The 18558-nt window shown below is 36.5% G+C and carries 16 protein-coding genes; 12 read left to right on the top strand and 4 right to left on the bottom strand.

The genetic code is table 11. From position 1 onward, the window contains the following. The first annotated feature begins 3 nt into the window (after positions 1–3). The 4 genes from FG383_RS06235 to FG383_RS06250 all read left to right on the top strand — a co-directional run bounded on the left by FG383_RS06235 (position 4) and on the right by FG383_RS06250 (position 4103). Complete coding sequence (locus FG383_RS06235; RefSeq protein ID WP_142606044.1) at positions 4–1065, top strand: branched-chain amino acid ABC transporter permease; 1062 nt, start codon at positions 4–6, stop codon at positions 1063–1065. Positions 1066–1096: 31 nt separating this feature from the next. Continuing rightward, on the top strand, positions 1097–2323 hold the full coding sequence (locus FG383_RS06240; protein ID WP_246096878.1) for an ABC transporter substrate-binding protein: 1227 nt from the start codon (positions 1097–1099) through the stop codon (positions 2321–2323). A gap of 43 nt (positions 2324–2366) precedes the next feature. Further along, positions 2367–3155 (top strand): ABC transporter ATP-binding protein, encoded by a 789-nt coding sequence (locus FG383_RS06245; RefSeq protein WP_142606046.1) that lies wholly within the window; start codon positions 2367–2369, stop codon positions 3153–3155. A gap of 180 nt (positions 3156–3335) precedes the next feature. Further along, positions 3336–4103: a LysM peptidoglycan-binding and 3D domain-containing protein gene (locus FG383_RS06250; RefSeq protein ID WP_142606048.1), complete on the top strand. Its 768-nt coding sequence runs from the start codon at positions 3336–3338 to the stop codon at positions 4101–4103. A gap of 289 nt (positions 4104–4392) precedes the next feature. On the opposite strand, the gene FG383_RS06255 is transcribed toward FG383_RS06250, so the two are convergent. Beyond that, positions 4393–4602: a hypothetical protein gene (locus FG383_RS06255; RefSeq protein ID WP_142606050.1), complete on the bottom strand. Its 210-nt coding sequence runs from the start codon at positions 4600–4602 to the stop codon at positions 4393–4395. A 209-nt stretch (positions 4603–4811) separates the two neighbouring features. On the opposite strand from FG383_RS06255, the gene FG383_RS06260 reads away from it, so the two are divergent. From FG383_RS06260 to FG383_RS06275, 4 genes are all read left to right on the top strand, one after another. After that, positions 4812–6416: an ATP-binding protein gene (locus tag FG383_RS06260; RefSeq protein ID WP_246096880.1), complete on the top strand. Its 1605-nt coding sequence runs from the start codon at positions 4812–4814 to the stop codon at positions 6414–6416. Positions 6417–6418: 2 nt separating this feature from the next. Continuing rightward, positions 6419–7123: a response regulator gene (locus FG383_RS06265; RefSeq protein ID WP_142606053.1), complete on the top strand. Its 705-nt coding sequence runs from the start codon at positions 6419–6421 to the stop codon at positions 7121–7123. 501 nt (positions 7124–7624) lie between these two features. Further along, complete coding sequence (locus FG383_RS06270; protein ID WP_142606055.1) at positions 7625–8848, top strand: Fic family protein; 1224 nt, start codon at positions 7625–7627, stop codon at positions 8846–8848. A 341-nt stretch (positions 8849–9189) separates the two neighbouring features. After that, entirely contained in the window at positions 9190–10512 is a 1323-nt protein-coding gene (locus FG383_RS06275; RefSeq protein WP_142606057.1) for a CitMHS family transporter, read from the top strand. Between the two features lie 43 nt (positions 10513–10555). Here the strand turns inward: FG383_RS06275 and yyaC are convergent, their stop codons facing one another. Next, positions 10556–11128 (bottom strand): spore protease YyaC, encoded by a 573-nt coding sequence (gene yyaC, locus FG383_RS06280; protein ID WP_142606059.1) that lies wholly within the window; start codon positions 11126–11128, stop codon positions 10556–10558. Positions 11129–11327: 199 nt separating this feature from the next. On the opposite strand from yyaC, the gene FG383_RS06285 reads away from it, so the two are divergent. Then, positions 11328–11969, top strand: a complete 642-nt coding sequence (locus FG383_RS06285) for an SIMPL domain-containing protein (RefSeq protein WP_142606061.1) — start codon at positions 11328–11330, stop codon at positions 11967–11969. 96 nt (positions 11970–12065) lie between these two features. Here FG383_RS06285 and FG383_RS06290 read toward each other — a convergent pair whose 3' ends face one another. Further along, positions 12066–13379, bottom strand: a complete 1314-nt coding sequence (locus tag FG383_RS06290; protein WP_142606063.1) for a helix-turn-helix domain-containing protein — start codon at positions 13377–13379, stop codon at positions 12066–12068. Between the two features lie 117 nt (positions 13380–13496). Between FG383_RS06290 and FG383_RS06295 the strand changes: the two genes are divergently transcribed. The 3 genes from FG383_RS06295 to FG383_RS06305 are packed head-to-tail and all read left to right on the top strand — an operon-like array spanning position 13497 to position 17800. After that, positions 13497–15029 (top strand): AbgT family transporter, encoded by a 1533-nt coding sequence (locus FG383_RS06295; protein ID WP_142606065.1) that lies wholly within the window; start codon positions 13497–13499, stop codon positions 15027–15029. Positions 15030–15055: 26 nt separating this feature from the next. Next, positions 15056–16366 carry an amidohydrolase gene (locus tag FG383_RS06300; protein WP_281285292.1) on the top strand — a complete coding sequence of 437 codons (1311 nt, stop codon included), beginning with the start codon at positions 15056–15058 and terminating at the stop codon, positions 16364–16366. Further along, entirely contained in the window at positions 16367–17800 is a 1434-nt protein-coding gene (locus FG383_RS06305; protein ID WP_142606067.1) for a M20 family metallopeptidase, read from the top strand. Between the two features lie 110 nt (positions 17801–17910). On the opposite strand, the gene FG383_RS06310 is transcribed toward FG383_RS06305, so the two are convergent. Continuing rightward, the gene (locus FG383_RS06310) at positions 17911–18480 is read right to left on the bottom strand and encodes a PepSY domain-containing protein (RefSeq protein ID WP_142606069.1); all 570 of its coding nucleotides are present in this window, start codon (positions 18478–18480) and stop codon (positions 17911–17913) included. Positions 18481–18558: the final 78 nt, after the last annotated feature.

The following is an 18558-nucleotide window of genomic DNA, read 5'->3' on the forward strand; positions in this document are numbered from 1 at the left end:
AGAGTGCGTAATTTATTTGTAAGAGAAAGCGGGAATTATAAAACTTCCTATAGCGACGATATGAAGTTGTTTGGGACTACTGGAGCTAAAGTGAAAGCCCTGCTCATTGTGCTTATCGTTCTCACACTGCCTCTTTTTGTGTCCAATTACTGGATAGGACTATTTACACTATGTGCCATAGCGTCTGTGGGGGCAATCGGTCTTAATATTTTGACCGGTTTAACAGGTCAAATATCGATCGGAGTAGGAGCCTTTCTAGGGGTGGGAGGGTATACTTCGGCCATATTGACATCCACTTATGGTATAAGCTTTTGGATTGCATTGCCAATAGCTGGAATTGTGACGGCATTAATAGGCGGTCTATTTGGGATCCCTTCTTTACGATTAAAGGGCTTGTATTTAGCTATTGCCACTCTAGCCGCTCAAGTTATTATTCTATTTGTTATTAGCAGATGGGATAGTTTAACAGGTGGAACGGCAGGAATGGTCCTTAACCGACCTACAATCGGAGAGTTTTCTTTATCAACAAATACAGGGTATTACTATTTATGTGCCATTATTCTTTTATTAACGGTATTGTATGCGACAAATTTAATAAGAACACGAACTGGACGAGCTTTTTTAGCGGTCCGTGATCGTGATATTGCGGCACAAATTATGGGGATTAATCTATTCCAATATAAAGTAATGGCATTTGCGATTAGTTCCTTTTTTGTTGGAATTGCAGGTGCATTACTTGCCCATTACACGATGATCGTTAGCCCGGAACTTTATAATTTTCATGTATCAATAGAATATTTGGCAATGATTTTGATCGGTGGTTTAGGTAGTGTATTCGGTTCCATTTTGGGAGCTGTTTTTATCACGCTATTGCCAGTAAGTTTAAGCTCAGTTATTGATATGTTGGCTGCTTTTGCGCCGGATTTGTACCAACTGCTTTCCGCTTTTAAAGACTTTGTATTTGGTGCAGTTATTATTATATTTTTAATATTTGAACCAGGGGGGCTAGCTCATATTTGGCTCAATATAAAAAAATACTTTAAATTATGGCCGTTTTCTTATTAGAATTTCTTTTTAAAAACAGAGGGGGATATTCATGAAAATGAGAAAAAGTATGTTGACAAGTTTGTTTATGGGAATCATGTTCGTATTATTGCTTGGTGCGTGTTCATCAGATGAAAAAGTAGCAGTAAGCGGAGATGTGACAAAAGGGGAGAGAACGGTTGTAATTGGTGGACTTTATGATATTACTGGAGGAACTGGCGATGTAGGGACACCTTATGCAGAAGGGGAGCAAGCGTATTTTAAGTATTTAAAGAGTAAAGGTGGAGTAGAGGGTCTAACTATTGAATTGACTGGAAAAGATTACGCGTATGAAATTCCACAAGCGCAGAAAATTTATCAGGAACTTCGTGATAAGGAAAAAGTTTCTGCTGTACTTGGTTGGGGAACTGGAGACACGGAAGCTTTGCGTCAACAAGTAGCTAGCGATAAGCTGCCATACTTTTCTGCTTCTTATTCGGAAAACTTAAAAAGTCTTGAGGAAAGCCCGTATAATTTCTTGGCCGCTGCGTCTTACTCAGACCAAGGCCGCTCCGTTTTGAAATGGATTAAAGATAATCATAAAGGATCTGCTCCAAAAGTTGCATTATTGTATAATGATACTGCATTTGGACGTTCGCCGATTGAAGATATTAAAGCATATGGTGCGGAAATAGGCGTCGAAATTGTTGATGAGCAAATCGTTGATGTGCAAGCAACAGAAGCACAATCTCAATTGCTGAATATGCAAAAGAAAAATCCTGATTATGCAATTATTCAAGAAACATGGGGAGCAACTGCTACCATTTTAAGAGATGCTAAAACGCTTGGTATTGAAACGCAATTTATCGGTTTGAACTGGGCATCCGGTGAAGGAGTAATTGATATTGTTGGTAATGACATTGCAGAAGGTTATATCGGAATTCTTTCCCATGCAATGCCATCGGAAGACCTTCCAGGAATGGCGGAAGTGAAAGAATATTTAGAAGCAGAAGGAAAGACATTAGAAGACATTAACCAGAAATTCATTCAAGGATGGACTACTGCGAAAATTTTAGTTGCGGGGATTCAAGAAGCTGCCAAAAAACATCCAGAAGGTGAATTGACAGGGGAAGAAATTCGTTCAGGTATAGAGTCATTAAAGAATTTAGATCTTGGTGGTTTAGGAGCTCCCGTCAGCTTTAGTGCAGATAACCATACAGGTACGGAGCAAACTCGTCTTGGCGTAGTTAAAGGTGGAAAATGGGAGCCGTTGACTGACTATTTCAGCCACAAAGATTAAGGAATGGATACAAATAAATGAATTTGGTGGAGAGGAGAATACGATGCTCCATGTAAATAATATTGAAGCGGTCTATTCGAAAATTATTTTAGCGTTGAAAGGGATGTCACTTCACGTACCGGAGGGAAAGATCGTTGCACTTTTAGGTAGCAATGGAGCGGGAAAATCGACAACCTTAAAATCCATTTCTGGACTGATTACTGGCGATGGGGGACAAATCACGGATGGTACAATTGAGTTTCAAGGAAAAAATATAAATAATATTACGCCAGATGTAATTGTAAAAAATGGCATATTCCTTTGCATGGAAGGTAGGCATGTATTTAGAGACTTAACAGTAGAAGAAAATTTAATGGCAGGAGCATATTCTCGTAAAGATCGCGCCAATCTGAAAGGAGATATAGAAAAGATATTCGCCTATTTTCCAAAACTAAAAGCTTTACGGTCAAGAAAAGCGGGTTTTTTGTCTGGTGGCGAGCAACAAATGCTCGCAATTGGCAGAGGTATTATGGCTAAACCAAAGCTATTATTATTGGATGAACCATCTTTGGGGATTGCACCGTTGCTTGTAAAAGAAATTTTTCAAATCATTAAGCAGATCAATGAAGAAGAAGGTACTTCCATGTTAGTAGTGGAGCAGAATGCTAATGTTGCACTATCTATAGCAGACTATGGATATATTATGGAGAATGGTAGGGTTGTCATGCAAGGAAATGCAGACTATCTATTATCCAATGAAGAGGTGCGCGAGCATTATTTAGGGATAGGAAAAGAAGAAAAGAACTATAAAGAGAATAAAGTATATAGACGCAAACAAAGGGTGGTGTGGTAATCTCATTTTTCAGCGATCTGGGATTGTGAGCAGACAAAGCATGGAACCTTATCTTGTTTTGCGGTCAGCGTAATATATCTTGTCATATAAATGAAATCTCCTTCTCATGATTCTGCAATAGTATTGACATCTTTGAATGTTAAACTAAGTGTCGTTAGTGAAAAGGAGGAAATTCATTTTATGAAAAAACACATTGTTGCACTAACCGCAATCGCAGCACTATCAGTAGGAGCAGCGGGACAAGCATCCGCATCGAGCGTTCATACGGTAGAAAAAGGAGAAACACTCTGGTCTATTTCAAAAGAGGTGAATGTAACTGTACAAGACCTACAAGCATGGAATGGACTTGACTCAACTGTTATATTTCCATCTCAAGAGTTAAAAATAGAAGAGATGTTTGAAACGCATGTCGTTGTTTTAGGGGATACACTTTTTGATATTGCCGAACAACATAATCTTTCCGTGGATGAGTTAATGGAGCGCAATCAACTTACTAGTGATTTAATCCATCCTGGAGATGAATTAGTAATTGAAGGAACTAAAAAGGTTGAACAGAAAGTAAGTGCGGCTTCTTTACCTAGCACAAGTGTATCGAATGCGACAGCTAAAACTTCGGCACCTGCTGCGGCTAAACAATCAGTTCCTGCAGCATCAACGGCAAAAGAACTGACTGTTACATCAACCGCTTATACAGCAACTTGTGAAGGATGTTCAGGTGTAACCGCGACAGGGATTGACTTACTTGCAAATCCAGAACAAAAAGTTATATCAGTAGATCCTTCTGTTATTCCACTAGGTTCAAAAGTTTGGGTAGAAGGCTATGGTGAAGCGATTGCTGGAGATACTGGTGGGTCGATTAAAGGAAATAAAATAGATATTTTCATTCCTTCAAAAGAAGAAGCGATCAATTGGGGTAAGAAAACCGTTAAAGTGAAAATTTTAGATTAAGAGAGTATGAAAAGATGGGTCTTGCCACTCATCTTTTTTGTGTTTTAGGAGATAATCAATTATAGAATAATGTGTCGTGGAAAGTTCTATTAGATAACCGCCTGCAGCGAAAATCGATGGAAAACACTAGCTTATCGGGATCCGATATTCACTACGAACGCAACAAACCAGTCTATCAGATGCTAGCCCTGCGAGTTTGGCTGGCTTTAATACATATTATTCCTTTAATATGTCGAAATATTAGCCGTTTCACTTCAAGTCCACCTGCTATATTGAGAATTGGTTGCTTTCATCGGCATTTTGGTTGCTCTCGGACTTGATTTGATTGCTTTTCGAGTAAAACTGGATGCTTTCCATGATCAATTGGTTGCCCTAAGCCATTTACTGGATACAGGCAATGGAAAAACTGAATAAAATTTTGTTGTTTAACGAGTAGACACTGATATTTAAGCAATTTCCGTTGATTTACGCTACAATCACCCAATAAAGTTCTCTTCATCGTAATACCCCCATAATGAGTCACAGGTTTTGTCGTCTCACTCCAAGTCCACTTGCTATATAGAGAATTGGTTGCTTTCCGAGTAGAACAGAATTCATGCTTTTCCATTCATTGAAGAAACGAGAGACAAACTATATAATAACTGGATAGGCTAAACACTATGTATACTAATGATACTGAAGGCGTGAAGTGAGTTTATGGGTGTTTCAATGAAAAAAACACGAGTGACGTTATTGACACAAATGACGTTACTTATAATAGTTGTTGTTTTAATCAGTACATTGCTAGTAAGCATCCTTTTTTCTACGATGCTCGATGATATTGTGGAAAACAATATGGGGAAACAAGCGATGACTGTCGCAAAACTAACTGCACAAAATCCTACCATTATTGAAGCATTTGAAGACGAAGATCCATCCAAACGCATTCAACTAATTTCAGAAACGATACGTAAAACAACCGGAGCAGATTACGTAACAGTTGCTAATGATCAAGGAATACGTTATTCGCATCCTAATCCTGAAAATATCGGAAAGCCAACCGTCACGAGTAATGATGCACCCCTTCGTGAACACAAATCCATTATTTACAGAGGTAACGGGATATCAGGGCCAGCCATAAAAGCAAAAACGCCTATTTGGAACGATAAAGGGGAAGTTATAGGGGTCTCTTCTGTTGGATTTTTAGTAAATAGCATAGAACAACAAGTGCTCGATTATAGAAAGCATGTGATTCAACTAGCTATTATTCCGCTTCTAATAGGAATAGGCGGTGCAATATTAATAGCGAGAAGATTAAAAAAACTGACGTATGGACTAGAACCAGCGGAAATATCCTTTCTATTTACAGAAAAAGAAGCAACGCTCGAATCTATTCGAGATGCAACGATTACCGTCAACATCGAAAAGAAAATTACTTCGATGAATCGTCGAGCACGTGAATTATTCCATGATCAGCAGCTCCTAGTAGGTTCGATTATTGCAGACAACCAACTAAAAAAGTATATTAATGAAGCAATTGCAACAAAAGGAAGCAATACGAGTAAAAAGCTGTTGCTTAACCAACAACTTTATGTACTAGATGCATCTCCAATACTAATTGAGGAAGAGATTTTAGGGGTTGTTTTAACGATAAGAACTGTGTCGGAAATTGAACAATTAACCGAAGAATTCTCGAAAATAAAAACCTTCTCGGAAAACATGAGAGCCCAAAACCATGAGTTTTTGAATAAATTAAACACGATTTATGGATTGCTGATTTTGAAAGAATATGACCGAGCGATTAACATCGTCTCTTCCGAAGTGAGTGAACGACAAAATATTGTTTCTTTCCTTATGGAGTCAGTAAAAGATCCTTTAATCGCCGCTTGTTTGCTTGGTAAAATGAATCGTTCCAAGGAATTACAAGTCACTTTGAAAATTGATCCTGATAGTCGATTAGATAGCATTTTAGATAATGCAAAGTCGAATCATTTCGTCCCAATAATTGGTAATATAATAGACAACGCAATGGAGGCGGCTAGGAAAAAGAACGAACATAAAGGTGTAGTTCAAGTTTCTTTTACCGATTTAGGTAAAGAAATCATTTTTGATATAGAAGATAACGGACCGGGTGTACCTATAATGATGGAAAATGTTATTTTCCAAGATGGATACACAACTAAAAGTGGTGAAAATCATGGGATTGGCTTGGCAATTGTGAAAAACTCGATTGGATTATTAAATGGACAGATTTATGTCGATAAAAGTGAATTAGGTGGTGCAAGATTTACTATTGTTATTCCACAAAATAGTTGGGCTAAAAAGGATGTGTGAATATGTCGAATGATACGATAAACGTAATTATAGTGGAAGACGATGAAGATGCGGCAAATATTTATAAGCAGTTTACTAATCAACTTGATCATTATAATGTCATTGCGACAGCAAGTTCAGGAAGTCAAACATTGCAACTGTTGAAAGTCATACAACCTCAACTCATATTGCTCGATGTTTTTTTACCTGATATGAATGGAATAGAATTGCTAAGGGAGATTCGGAAGCAGTACAGAGGTATAGATGTAATTATGATCACCGCTGCAAATGACACCGAAACAGTTAGCGAAGCAATACGCGGTGGAGCATTCGGTTATCTCATAAAGCCCATCATCATCGATAAGTTTATTGCCGCATTAAAGCAATACGACGAAGTGAGAGAACAATTACATCTAAATCCATTAGTTAATCAGGAAAATATAGATGATTTATTCCGTTCGAACAATAAATTAAAGTCAGTATCTGGTACTAAACAAGTTACTTATCCAAAAGGAATCGATAAACATACATTGAAATTAGTTCGAAGTAAAATTGTGCATATCAATGAAAGTTTAAGTGCAGATGAATTTAGTCAATTAGTTGGAATCAGTTATTCAACTATGCGCCGCTATTTGGAGTATTTGGTTTCATTGGAAGAAATGGATGTAGAAGTTTTATATGGCAGTGTGGGAAGACCGGAGAGAAAATATAAACGACTAATCAAATAAACCTCTGTTAATGAACCTTTTGATACGTTTCTTAACAGGGGTTTTTCACGTGAAAAACCAGAACTTAAAGGCACTTGTCGTACATCTCGGTTCTCAAAACGTTAATCTATCAATTTAGAGTAGTACCAATAAAAGAGGGGATGGTGAAGAGGATGCGGAGGGAAGAACGCGAAGAGTTTTAAAGATGTATATATTATTTGCATCAAGTATAAGAATCTACTTTTTTGAACAGGCTTCGAGTATTAAATTATACTCTTAGGATGTGAAATTATGATTGTTAAATGTCCATCATGTGGGAAAAAAATTAAAATAAAAAACAAAAAATCAGCAAGATGCAGTTGTGGGGCACATGTAAAAATAATACGTGAAAAAATAGGTGGATGACATAGAAAACTATTTCTATGTATAAAAAAATGGTGGTTTTGATGTTTAGAGATGGACTTGATGTGGTTAGTGTGTAACAATAACATATATATTTATATATAAAGGGAAGTGATATATATGAAACATTTACATAAAAACTACCATGAAATGGATAGCAAAGATTTCAACTCATGTTATCAAAACAGAATTTCCTATGAATCTGCTTGCAAGCTTGATATTCAGATAAAACCAATGGATCAACCAAACTCATATCCACTTTACTATATACCTACTAATAATATAATAAATAAAATTAGTGAGGCATATAAAGCCTCCAAAAAACTAGAATTTATTTTTATGAATCTACCGGACGTTGCAAAGAATCAATTTGTAATGGAATGTTTAGTTGAGGAACTTTATAATACAAATGAGTTAGAAGGGGTTAAAAGCAGTAGGGAAGAGATAGCACGAAGTGCAAAAGAAATTAAATTAAACAGGAAAAGTAAGAAGAGATTTAATAGCATGATTAAATTGTATCTAAATTTATATTCTGGGGAAATTGGGATTCCACAAAAACCAGAGGATTTTAGATATATCTATGATGAAATAACTAAAGGTGAAATTGATGAATCGGAGCTTCCAGATGGTGAGATTTTCAGAAAAGAGCAAACGTTTGTTTTGAAAAAATCTGGAACTGGTAAAGTCATCCATCATGGTATAGTACCAGAAGAAAAATTAATTAAAAGTGTTGAATCTCTATTAACTTTTCTTAATGAAGAACAAGGAGTTCCTGATTTAATTAAAGTGGCAATAGGTCATTATTATTTTGGATATATTCATCCTTTTTATGATGGAAATGGAAGAACCTCAAGATTTATAAGCAGTGTGTATTTAACACATGTTTTAGGAAAAGTATCTGCATTTTCTCTTTCAAGAGGGAGTAATAAGTATAGAAATAAATATTTAAATGCTTTTGAGATAACTAATAGTTTAAAAGGTAGAGGAGAATTAAATTACTTTATTGATATATTCTTAGATATAATTGTTAAAACTTTAATAGAAATGACTTCAGAGCTAAAAGAGAAGGTTGAATTGTTAAACTTAGCATATGAAAAAATAGATAATGAGTCCATGCTAAATGATGTATCTCATTCTTATAAGGAAATATTATTTGTACTGGCCCAGAATTATTTCTTTGATCAAGCTAAAGGTATGACAGTTAAAGAAATATCAGAAGAATTCAATTGGTCGACTGCAACTGCAAGGAAGAAAATCAAAGAATTAATGGAAATATCACTAATAGAACAATTTGGAGAAAGACCCGCTATATATACAGTCAAAGAAGGCTACTTTGATAATTAACTAGTCTATCCCAGCCAACTGGAGGACGACATTTGAATACAGCAAACGCTGTGTCACTTGTTGTCCTTTTTTTATTAGATAGGAATGAGAACGATTCGCGCAGAACTTATGGAAAAAAGTTACAAGAGATAAATGAAAGAATGTAAAATAGTCGTGAAAAATATGAATTTAATAATAACAATAAAAAAAATACCCATTATTATCTTTTTGTATTTAAAATATTTTAAAGCTGATAAGATTATAAAAATTAGAAAAAGGTGAAGAAAGCGCTATCATTTAGTTGAGACGACGGGGATGTTAAATGAAAGCGAGCACGTTTTCGAAGTAATGGGGGTTAGTATATGTTATCACTTTTAGGTTTTTCAATGGTTGCAGTATTTATGTATTTAATCATGTCGAAGCGACTTTCAGCTTTAGTGGCTATTATGATAGTACCAATTATATTTGGAATTATAGGTGGATTCCTAACAGATTTAGGACCAATGATGGCAGCTGGTGTAGAAAAAGTGTCCATGACAGCTATAATGATTTTATTTGCTATTTTATATTTTGGAATAATGATCGATACGGGTCTATTTGATCCTTTAATCGCTAAAATATTGCAGTTAGTAAAAGGGGATCCCCTAAAGATTGTTATTGGGACTGCAGTACTTTCTATGATGGTAGCGTTAGATGGAGATGGGACAACTACTTACATCATCACGGTATCTTCATTGTTGCCACTGTATAAACGACTAGGTATGAATCGTTTAGTGTTAGCGACAGTAGCTATGTTATCTATGGGCGTTATGAATATGACGCCATGGGGTGGAGCATCCGCGATGGCGATGGCTTCATTAGGGTTAGAGTCTTCTGAATTGTTTATCCCAATGATTCCAGTAATGGGAATCGGGCTTGTTTGGGTCCTTGTAGCAGCGTTCATGTTAGGGAAAATGGAACGAAAAAGAGTGGGTGTTATTGAGCTTGAACCAATTCAGAAATCTGGAGCAAATCAGTTTGGTGCAAATCCTGAGCTAGCTGCAACAGCAGAAGTTGCGGATTATAAACGTCCGAAACTAGTATGGTTCAACCTTGGTTTAACGATTCTATTGATGGTTTGTCTAATTTTGGACTTCATGTCATTAGCTATCTTGTTTATGATTGCATTCGGAATTGCGTTGCTAGTAAACTATCCAGAGTTGAAATTGCAACAAGAACGTATTGCAGTTCATTCGAAAAACGCATTAGCGGTTGTATCTATTGTTATTGCAGCTGGTATTTTCACTGGTATTATGAGTGGTACCGAAATGATTGATGCAATGGCAAATACTTTAGTTGCGATTATTCCTGATGCGATGGGACCTTACCTAGCAGTAGTTGTTGCTTTTCTAAGTGCTCCATTTACTTTCTTCATGTCGAATAATGCATTCTACTTTGGTGTATTACCAATTATTTCGCAAGCTGCCGAAGCGTATGGAGTGAGTGCAGTAGAAATAGGACGTGCATCGTTACTTGGTCAACCAGTTCACGTACTAAGTCCTTTAGTGGCAGCCGCGCATTTATTGATTGGCTTAGTTGAAACGGAGTTTGGTGACTTACAACGATTTGCATTGAAATGGGCTTTTGGAACGGTTGTTGTTATGACGATCGCTGCATTAGTAATAGGTGTTATTACAATTGGATAATATAGAAAATGACGATGAATCCAAAAGATTCGTCGTCATTTTTTTAGGTAGATCTTAAAAGAATAGTAGCTGTTGTTTTTGCGAGATTCATTACAGTATCTAGTCTCGTGCTGTTTAACGAATTTATCGGGTAGTCTCGATCTAAATAATTCACAATTCCTTTTAAATGATAGTTCCCCACTGCAGGTAATAGGTTGTTGATAGCATACCCAGGAGTAAGTGGACCATCTTTTAATATGATGGAACCAATTTGGTGATTATCCCCTAAACAGGCATCCACACCAAAAATAATAGGATTTCTAAATTGATGATGAATTTCTTCTAGTACGACTTTTAAGTTTAGTGCATGAACAGGTTTTGCAATTGTTCCAAAAACATGGAAGGGAAAATTTTGTTCTTTTAACATCGTTCCCACAAAAGGGCCATAGGAATCCCCAGTGGAACGATCCGACCCAATGCATAGAAAGATGATATCGCTATTGGACGATCTACATAATGTTCGTAGAAGACGAGACATCTCATTCATGTCTTCTTCGGTCGATGATTCTGTGGAATAACGGTAGTACAATGTATTATTCTGCACGTTCACTCTTTCTCTTCTTTTAAAAGGAAACAATTTGTCACGCTCCCCTCGGCTGAAAGTTCACTTAAGAAATTTTTATACTTTCCGGATGTAACTGAATCTATTAGTTGTAGTATAAGTCTGAATTGTTTGAATTTCAAGTGAGGTTTCTTGGCTTTATTGAAGAGGTATTATGTTTCTAGCACAATGCGCATAGAATAATTAGTACGAACAATATGAAAGGGGCGATTTGATGTATTTTACGAACGTTCAATATCCTCCAATACGGGTTATAACAGTGACAGGGAATGGAAAAGTTGACGCACAGCCGAACTATGCGCAACTCCAGTTAGAAGTAAGTACTGAGGGGGAAGATTTAAGTGTGGCTCAACAAGAAAACGCCAACACGATGAACCAAGTCATTCAGTCTATTTTAGCATTAGGCATTCCTAGGGAAGATATTCAAACTTCGGCTTATAACATAGTTCCTAATTATGACTTTGTAGACGGTAGACAAGTATTTCGGGGGTATGAAGTGAGGAATGCGATTACTGTAAAAGTAACAGACACGAGTCAAGTTGGTACTGTCATCGATACTGCTGTACAAAACGGTGCAAATCGCGTATCATCTGTTCAGTTTAGAATTGATGATACGACCCCATTTTACCAGCAAGCTCTTCGCTTAGCGCTCCAAGATGCACAAACGAAGGCAAAAACAATAGCGGAGACTATGCAATTACCTTTGCACCCACATCCAATAGAGATTGTGGAAGAGAGTCAGAGTCAACCTGTAGCATATAAATCAGTCGCAATGGCGGAACAGAGCTTCACAACTCCAATCGAACAAGGACTAATTACGATTAACGCAACTGTGAGAGTTAAGTTTCAATATTGAATAATGAACAAAACAGTTTAGTTACATGAAATCTAGCAGATTAAAATACTGCTAGATTTCTATTTGTTTAAAATACGAAATTCATGTGCCGAACTTTTAAAGGTCGTCAAAATGGATTTCATATACTTTTTTAGGGCGTCCTCGCAGTTTTTTCTGCAATTGAGTAGTTACAGTGGCAGCCCCATTTTCCTCTAATTTCTTGAGTATGCGGTTTGCGGCTCTTGGTGTAATTCCTAAATGAATGCTTAAATCTTCTGACGCGACCATGTTAGATTGTAGTTTATCCATTACAGCGATAATTTTCTGTATTTGTAAAGGAGAAGTATTAAGCTTTACGCTTAATTTCTCAATTTCCAAATCATATTGTGTATCTACTTTTATCCAATCTTTGTCGCCTAGTGGGCCAATCAATGTTTCCTCCTTGGACAAAATATAGGACTGCGTTTCTGAAGCTGCACCTATTTGTGAAGCTTTATCTGCATTAAGTTGCGCTTCTTGAATAGAATTGCCAATACCCCACCCGATGTGTATAGGAAATTGTAATTCTTGTGTAAGGAATGAGGCCAATTGACAGCTTTGCATCTCGTTTGTGATCAATTTGAAGTCACTATAATTTGTAATAATTTCATAATAAAAAACATTTCGATGGATAATAAAGGACATTTGATTGTTCTTACTAAAATCGAGAATAGCTTTATGTAATGACATCTGTCGATATTCTAAATCCCCTACATTCTCCCGGTTAATAGCCATTTCTAAGTGAGCAATAACTACTTGATTTTCGATTAATTGAATAAGTTGTATTTCCTTTAAGAGAGTCTCGATAATCATGATCATACTTCGTTCAGAAGGAACAACTGATAATGGTTTAATACCGTATGGCTCTAACAATTCATGTAAATTGCCTAATCGCGTTATGCTAACATCTACTTTGTTTTGTCTCCACATTTCCACGTGAAAGTCACGCATTTTTTCATATACATCCGCATCTGCATATGCCTGAATGCTTGTAGTGAAAATATACGGGGCATCATCTTTCGTCGTCCATTCATGGATGCCTAAATAATTATTTTCTTCATATAAAAAATCGACTAAACATCTTTTCATTTGAAAGTCTTTATGTTTATAAATATATTCGGATAAAGTTCTATAAAAATCCTCTTGTGTGACGTCAAAATGTAACATTGGAATAGGTATATCGGTAAAATGTTGCTGAATATAAAAATAGGGAATTTGTCCACTGAACAATATACCATCCACTTGTTGAATTTTTTCTAAAAATATTTCTTTTAAATGTGCTAGTGAATCATAAATAGTAAATTCAAAATTACATGGTTCGATGCTTAATAATTCTACATTCTTTACCCATTTTAATGAATTTTTTGTAGTGAAAATACGAATTCTTGGCATTTTTATACTTTTCTCCTTTTTCTAAAAATACATTGATATTTTTTTTGTATTAGTTTACTCTGTTATTTAAAGACATATCACAAAGGGGTCTTTTAATCGAAAAAGGGGTGGATTTTATTGCAACAGGTATTTACTAAAAATGAAAAGAACGATGAAAATAGATTTTCAAAATTCTTGTCTATCATTGAGAAAGTAGGAAACAAGCTTCCTCATCCGTTTATCTTGTTTTTCTATTTAACAGTTACTCTCGTCATTCTATCATGGATTTTAAGTTTATTTAAGGCAGCGGTTGTCCATCCGAATACACAGGAAATGGTTGCGGTTAAAAGTATTTTATCAAGTGAAGGTATCCAGTTTATATTATCTGATACGCTTAAAAACTTCACTGGTTTTGCTCCTTTAGGTTTAGTTCTAACGGTTATGTTAGGTATAGGTTTGGCGGAAAAAGTAGGTTTGCTAGAAATGCTTATGAAAAGAGCTATTCTAAGTACGCCTAAAAAAATCATTACATTCGCAGTATTCTTCATAGGAATTTTAGGAAATGTTGCTTCAGATGCAGCTTTTGTTGTAATTCCTCCTTTAGCAGCGCTTGTTTTCTTGTCAGTTGGTCGCCATCCAATAGCCGGTTTAGCTGTGGGTTTAGCTAGTACAGGTATTGGTTTTACTGCGAATATATTAATCGCGGGTACAGACGCGCTTTTATCTGGTATTTCTACTGAAATTGCTCAAGCGATTAATCCAGAGGTTATGGTGACACCACTTGATAACTGGTTTTTTATGAGCGTTTCTACATTTGTTCTAGCAGGTATTGGTACGCTGATTACTGAAAAGTATGTAGAACCGCGTTTAGGAGTTTATCAAGGTAAACAACAAACGATTTCCAAAGAAATTAGTCTTGAAGAAAAAAGAGGTTTACGTAATGCCTTAATATCTGCAATCGCTTTCATTGCTATAATTGCCGTGGGTATGCTTGTTCCGAACTCACCGCTTTTGAATGAGGACGGTACCATATTGCGCTCCCCATTTTTATCGGGTATTGTGCCAATTCTATTTTTATTCTTTTTAGTAGTTGGTATTGCTTATGGTGTTAGTACGAAAAAAATTCAATCATCTGGTGATATTCCGAAACTGATGACAGAAGCTATCGGAAGTTTATCGGGATATATTGTATTAATCTTTATGATTGCTCAGTTTGTAGCTTACTTTAACTGGAGTAATATTGCCATTTGGCTTGCAGTACATAGTGCTGAATTATTAACCACTTTGAATATGACAAATGTATTTGTTATTGTGCTATTTGTTTTATTAACGGCATTCCTAAGCTTGTTTATTATTAGTGGTTCCGCATTATGGTCATTAGTTGGTCCAGTATTTGTTCCACTGTTTATGGTGCTAGGCTATCACCCAGCATTTATTCAGTTGGCGTATCGTATTGGGGAATCTTCTACCAATATGGTGACACCTTTGAATCCATATTTTGCGATCATTCTATCATTCATGCATGTGTATGATAAAAAAGCAGGTATAGGTACGCTTATGTCCCTTATGATCCCTTATACAATCGGGTTTCTTATTATTTGGATTATATTAATGCTAGTGTTTGCTTTATTTGGTATCCCGATTGGACCAGGTGTTTCATTACATCTGTAATTTACTTAATCTAAGGAGTGGTAAGGTTGGACATTTTCACAATGAATCCCAATTTGACTGAACAAATGCTTACATGGAGAAGAGATTTTCATCAATATCCTGAAGTAGGTTGGACAGAATTCCGCACTGCCTCCATTATCGCGCATGAATTAAGTCAATTAGGATTTCAAGTGCAGGTAGGAAATGAAGTATTATCAGAAAGTAGGATGGGGGTACCTTCTGAAGAACAGCTAGCATTTTATTATGAGAAAGCTAAGAGTACCGGTGGTTATTTAGAATATATGGAAAAAATGGTCGGGGGATATACAGGAGTAGTTGGAACGATTAAAGGGAAGAAATCAGGACCTACTATTGCTTTCCGTTTTGATATGGATGCATTAGAAATAGAAGAATCTCCTGAGTCTTCTCATATTCCCCAGCAATATGGTTTCCGTTCACAGTATGAAGGAAATATGCATGCTTGTGGTCATGATGCTCATTGTGCAATTGGTTTAGGGTTAGCGACGGTACTTGCAAATAATACAGATCATATTGAGGGAACTATTAAAATCATCTTTCAGCCTGCAGAAGAAGGTGTTCGCGGTGCAAAATCGATGGTTGATGCAGGAGTAGTAGACGGTGTAGATTACTTTTTGGCTATGCATGTAGGAGCAGGTTCGCCGCTAGGTACAGTGCTGGCTGGGACAAATGGATTTTTAGCAACAACTAAAATAAATGCGAAATTTACTGGAAAAGCTGCACACGCAGGGGCAGAGCCTGAAAAGGGCAAAAATGCTTTACTTGCTGCAGCTTCTGCAATCTTAGGGCTACATGCGATTCCACATCATAGTGGTGGTGCATCACGAATAAATGTAGGTACTTGTATAGCTGGAGATGGACGTAATATAGTGCCAGCGCATGCTTCTTTACAACTTGAAACGCGTGGGGAAAATAGCGACGTACATATGTATGTTCATGAGCAAGCACTAGCTGTGTTAGAGGGAGCATCGAATATGTATGGGACGGAACTTTCCTATGAAATAGTTGGAGCTGCCAAAACTTGTTCCTCTTCCGAAAAGTTAATAGAATTAGTTGCTAAAGCAGCTAGAAGTGTTCAAGGGGTAGAAGAAATCATTCCAAGTTCTAAATTTGCTGCTGGATCAGAGGATGCGACTTATATGATGGATCAAGTGCAAAAGCAAGGTGGACATGCTACCTACGCAGTTTTCGGAACAACATTAGCAGCTGGACATCATCATGAAAAATTTGATATTGACGAAGCGGTACTCTCTATCGCTTTGAGCACTTGGTTAGAAACAATTGAACAAGTTTATCAAAATGAAGGCGGGCAATTCTAAATGGATAATATGATAGATGTAATCGGTTCTTTAATAGATGCAAAAAGTAAGGAAATCACGGAGTTAAGTGATCGAATTTGGGAAACGCCCGAAACACGTTTTCAAGAATATCAATCTGCCAAAGTATTAAGTGATTTTTTGGAAGACAATGGTTTTTCTGTAGAACGTGGAGTGGGAGGCATTGAAACAGCTTTTACAGCAACATTCGGACAAGATAAACCCGTAATTGGGATACTTGGTGAATTTGATGCGCTTTCAGGACTGAGTCAAAAAGAAGCTTCCGATGTAAGAGAAGCAATTGAGGAAAACGGAAATGGGCATGGATGCGGTCATAACTTATTAGGTACTGCGGGAATTGCAGCGGTTGTTGCGATAAAAAAACTCATAGAGGAAAAGAAAATAACTGGTTCTATTAAATACTTTGGATGTCCTGGAGAAGAAGGTGGATCAGGAAAGACCTATATGGTCCGTGATGGTGTTTTTAGCGATATTGATGTAGCACTTACATGGCATCCAAATTCATACTCTGGCGTCTTTTCATTCTCATCTCTAGCAAATTATCAAGTATATTTCTCTTTTGAAGGGAAAGCATCGCATGCTGCGAATTCACCTCATCTTGGGCGAAGTGCGTTGGACGCAGTTGAGTTAATGAATGTAGGGGTCAATTACTTACGTGAACATATAATATCCGAAGCAAAAGTGCACTATGCTGTTACAAATACCGGTGGTTCTTCTCCAAACGTCGTTCAATCGGATGCGGAAGTATTGTATTTAATACGGGCTCCACATATTAAAGAAGTAGAGGATATTTATCAACGTATTATTAATATTGCTGAAGGAGCGGCTTTGATGACCGGAACAAAGGTTACGGTGCGCTTTGATAAGGCATGCTCAAATTACATTCCAAATGATACGTTAAATATTGTTTTACAAGATAAGTTGGAAGCTTTCGGATTGCCGAATTACGACGAAAAAGAACTTAGTTATGCATACAAAATGGCTAGTACTATTACAACTGAGGAAATAGATAGCGCTATTTTAGATGCAGAAAAACTATCTAATTATCAAATAACGGAGCAATTTTATACGCCAGATTATCCATTTTTCAATGAGGTCATCCCTTATGCTAAAACGCGTGAAGTTATGCAAGGATCCACGGACGTAGGAGATGTTAGTTGGATTGTACCGACAGCTCAATTTTTTACAACATGTTTTGTAGCAGGAACTCCTCTCCACACATGGCAACTTGTTTCGCAAGGGAAAACATCGTTAGCACATAAAGGACTACTATATGCTGGTAAAGTTCTTGCTGCAAGCGCTGTAGAGATTTTTGAAAATCCTAAGTTAATTGAAAAAGCGAAAGAAGAACTAGTTAAACAAACAAAAAATGCTTATCAAAATCCATTACCAAAGGTTTTACAACCAAGCATTTAGTAAGTAAGTAGAATTTATGGCTTATAATATATAGAAAAGGTACCAGGCTATGATTGTCTAATAGCTCGGTACCTTTTTTTATCATTACTATTTAATCTGCTGTTTAAAACTCAGTTATCATCATCATCCAGATCAAGCTCTAACACTTCGCCAGTAGTAGCGTCGATTGTAATGTCAGCTTCCCCGTTTTTTGTACGAAGTTCCATTTCATATTCATATCTATTGTCATCTTCGTCCAATTCGATTTCAATAACATCGCCGTTCACTTGTTTTTTAGCAATAGCTATTGCTTCATTTTTAGTAATTAATGATTTTCCAGATGGCGATTTAGTAAGGGCTTTACGATCATCACCGTCATAGCGATCATCATCTAACTTTTGTTCAAGCACTTTGCCGGTAGTAGCATCGATTGTAATGTCATAATCCTCTTTGGCTGTTCGAATATCTAACTCATATTCATATCTATTGTCATCTTCGTCTAATTCAATTTTAATAACATCGCCGTTCACTTGTTTTTTAGCAATAGCAATGGCTTCTTTTTCAGAGATAAGTGTTTTTGTAATGCCCGTGAGTTGTTTGCTTTCTAATTTACCATCATCTTCTTGTGCATAAGCGTGAATTCCGATTGCACCGCTAACTAAAAGAGTAGTTGCTAATGAACCAATAATTATTTTTTTCATTTTTTATTTCCTCCTAAGTTTGTTTTGTCTTACAGTTAATACTATAAACAGACAAAACTAAAGGACGGGGAACGGAAG

Source organism: Psychrobacillus soli (assembly GCF_006861775.1).
Lineage (GTDB): Bacteria > Bacillota > Bacilli > Bacillales_A > Planococcaceae > Psychrobacillus > Psychrobacillus soli.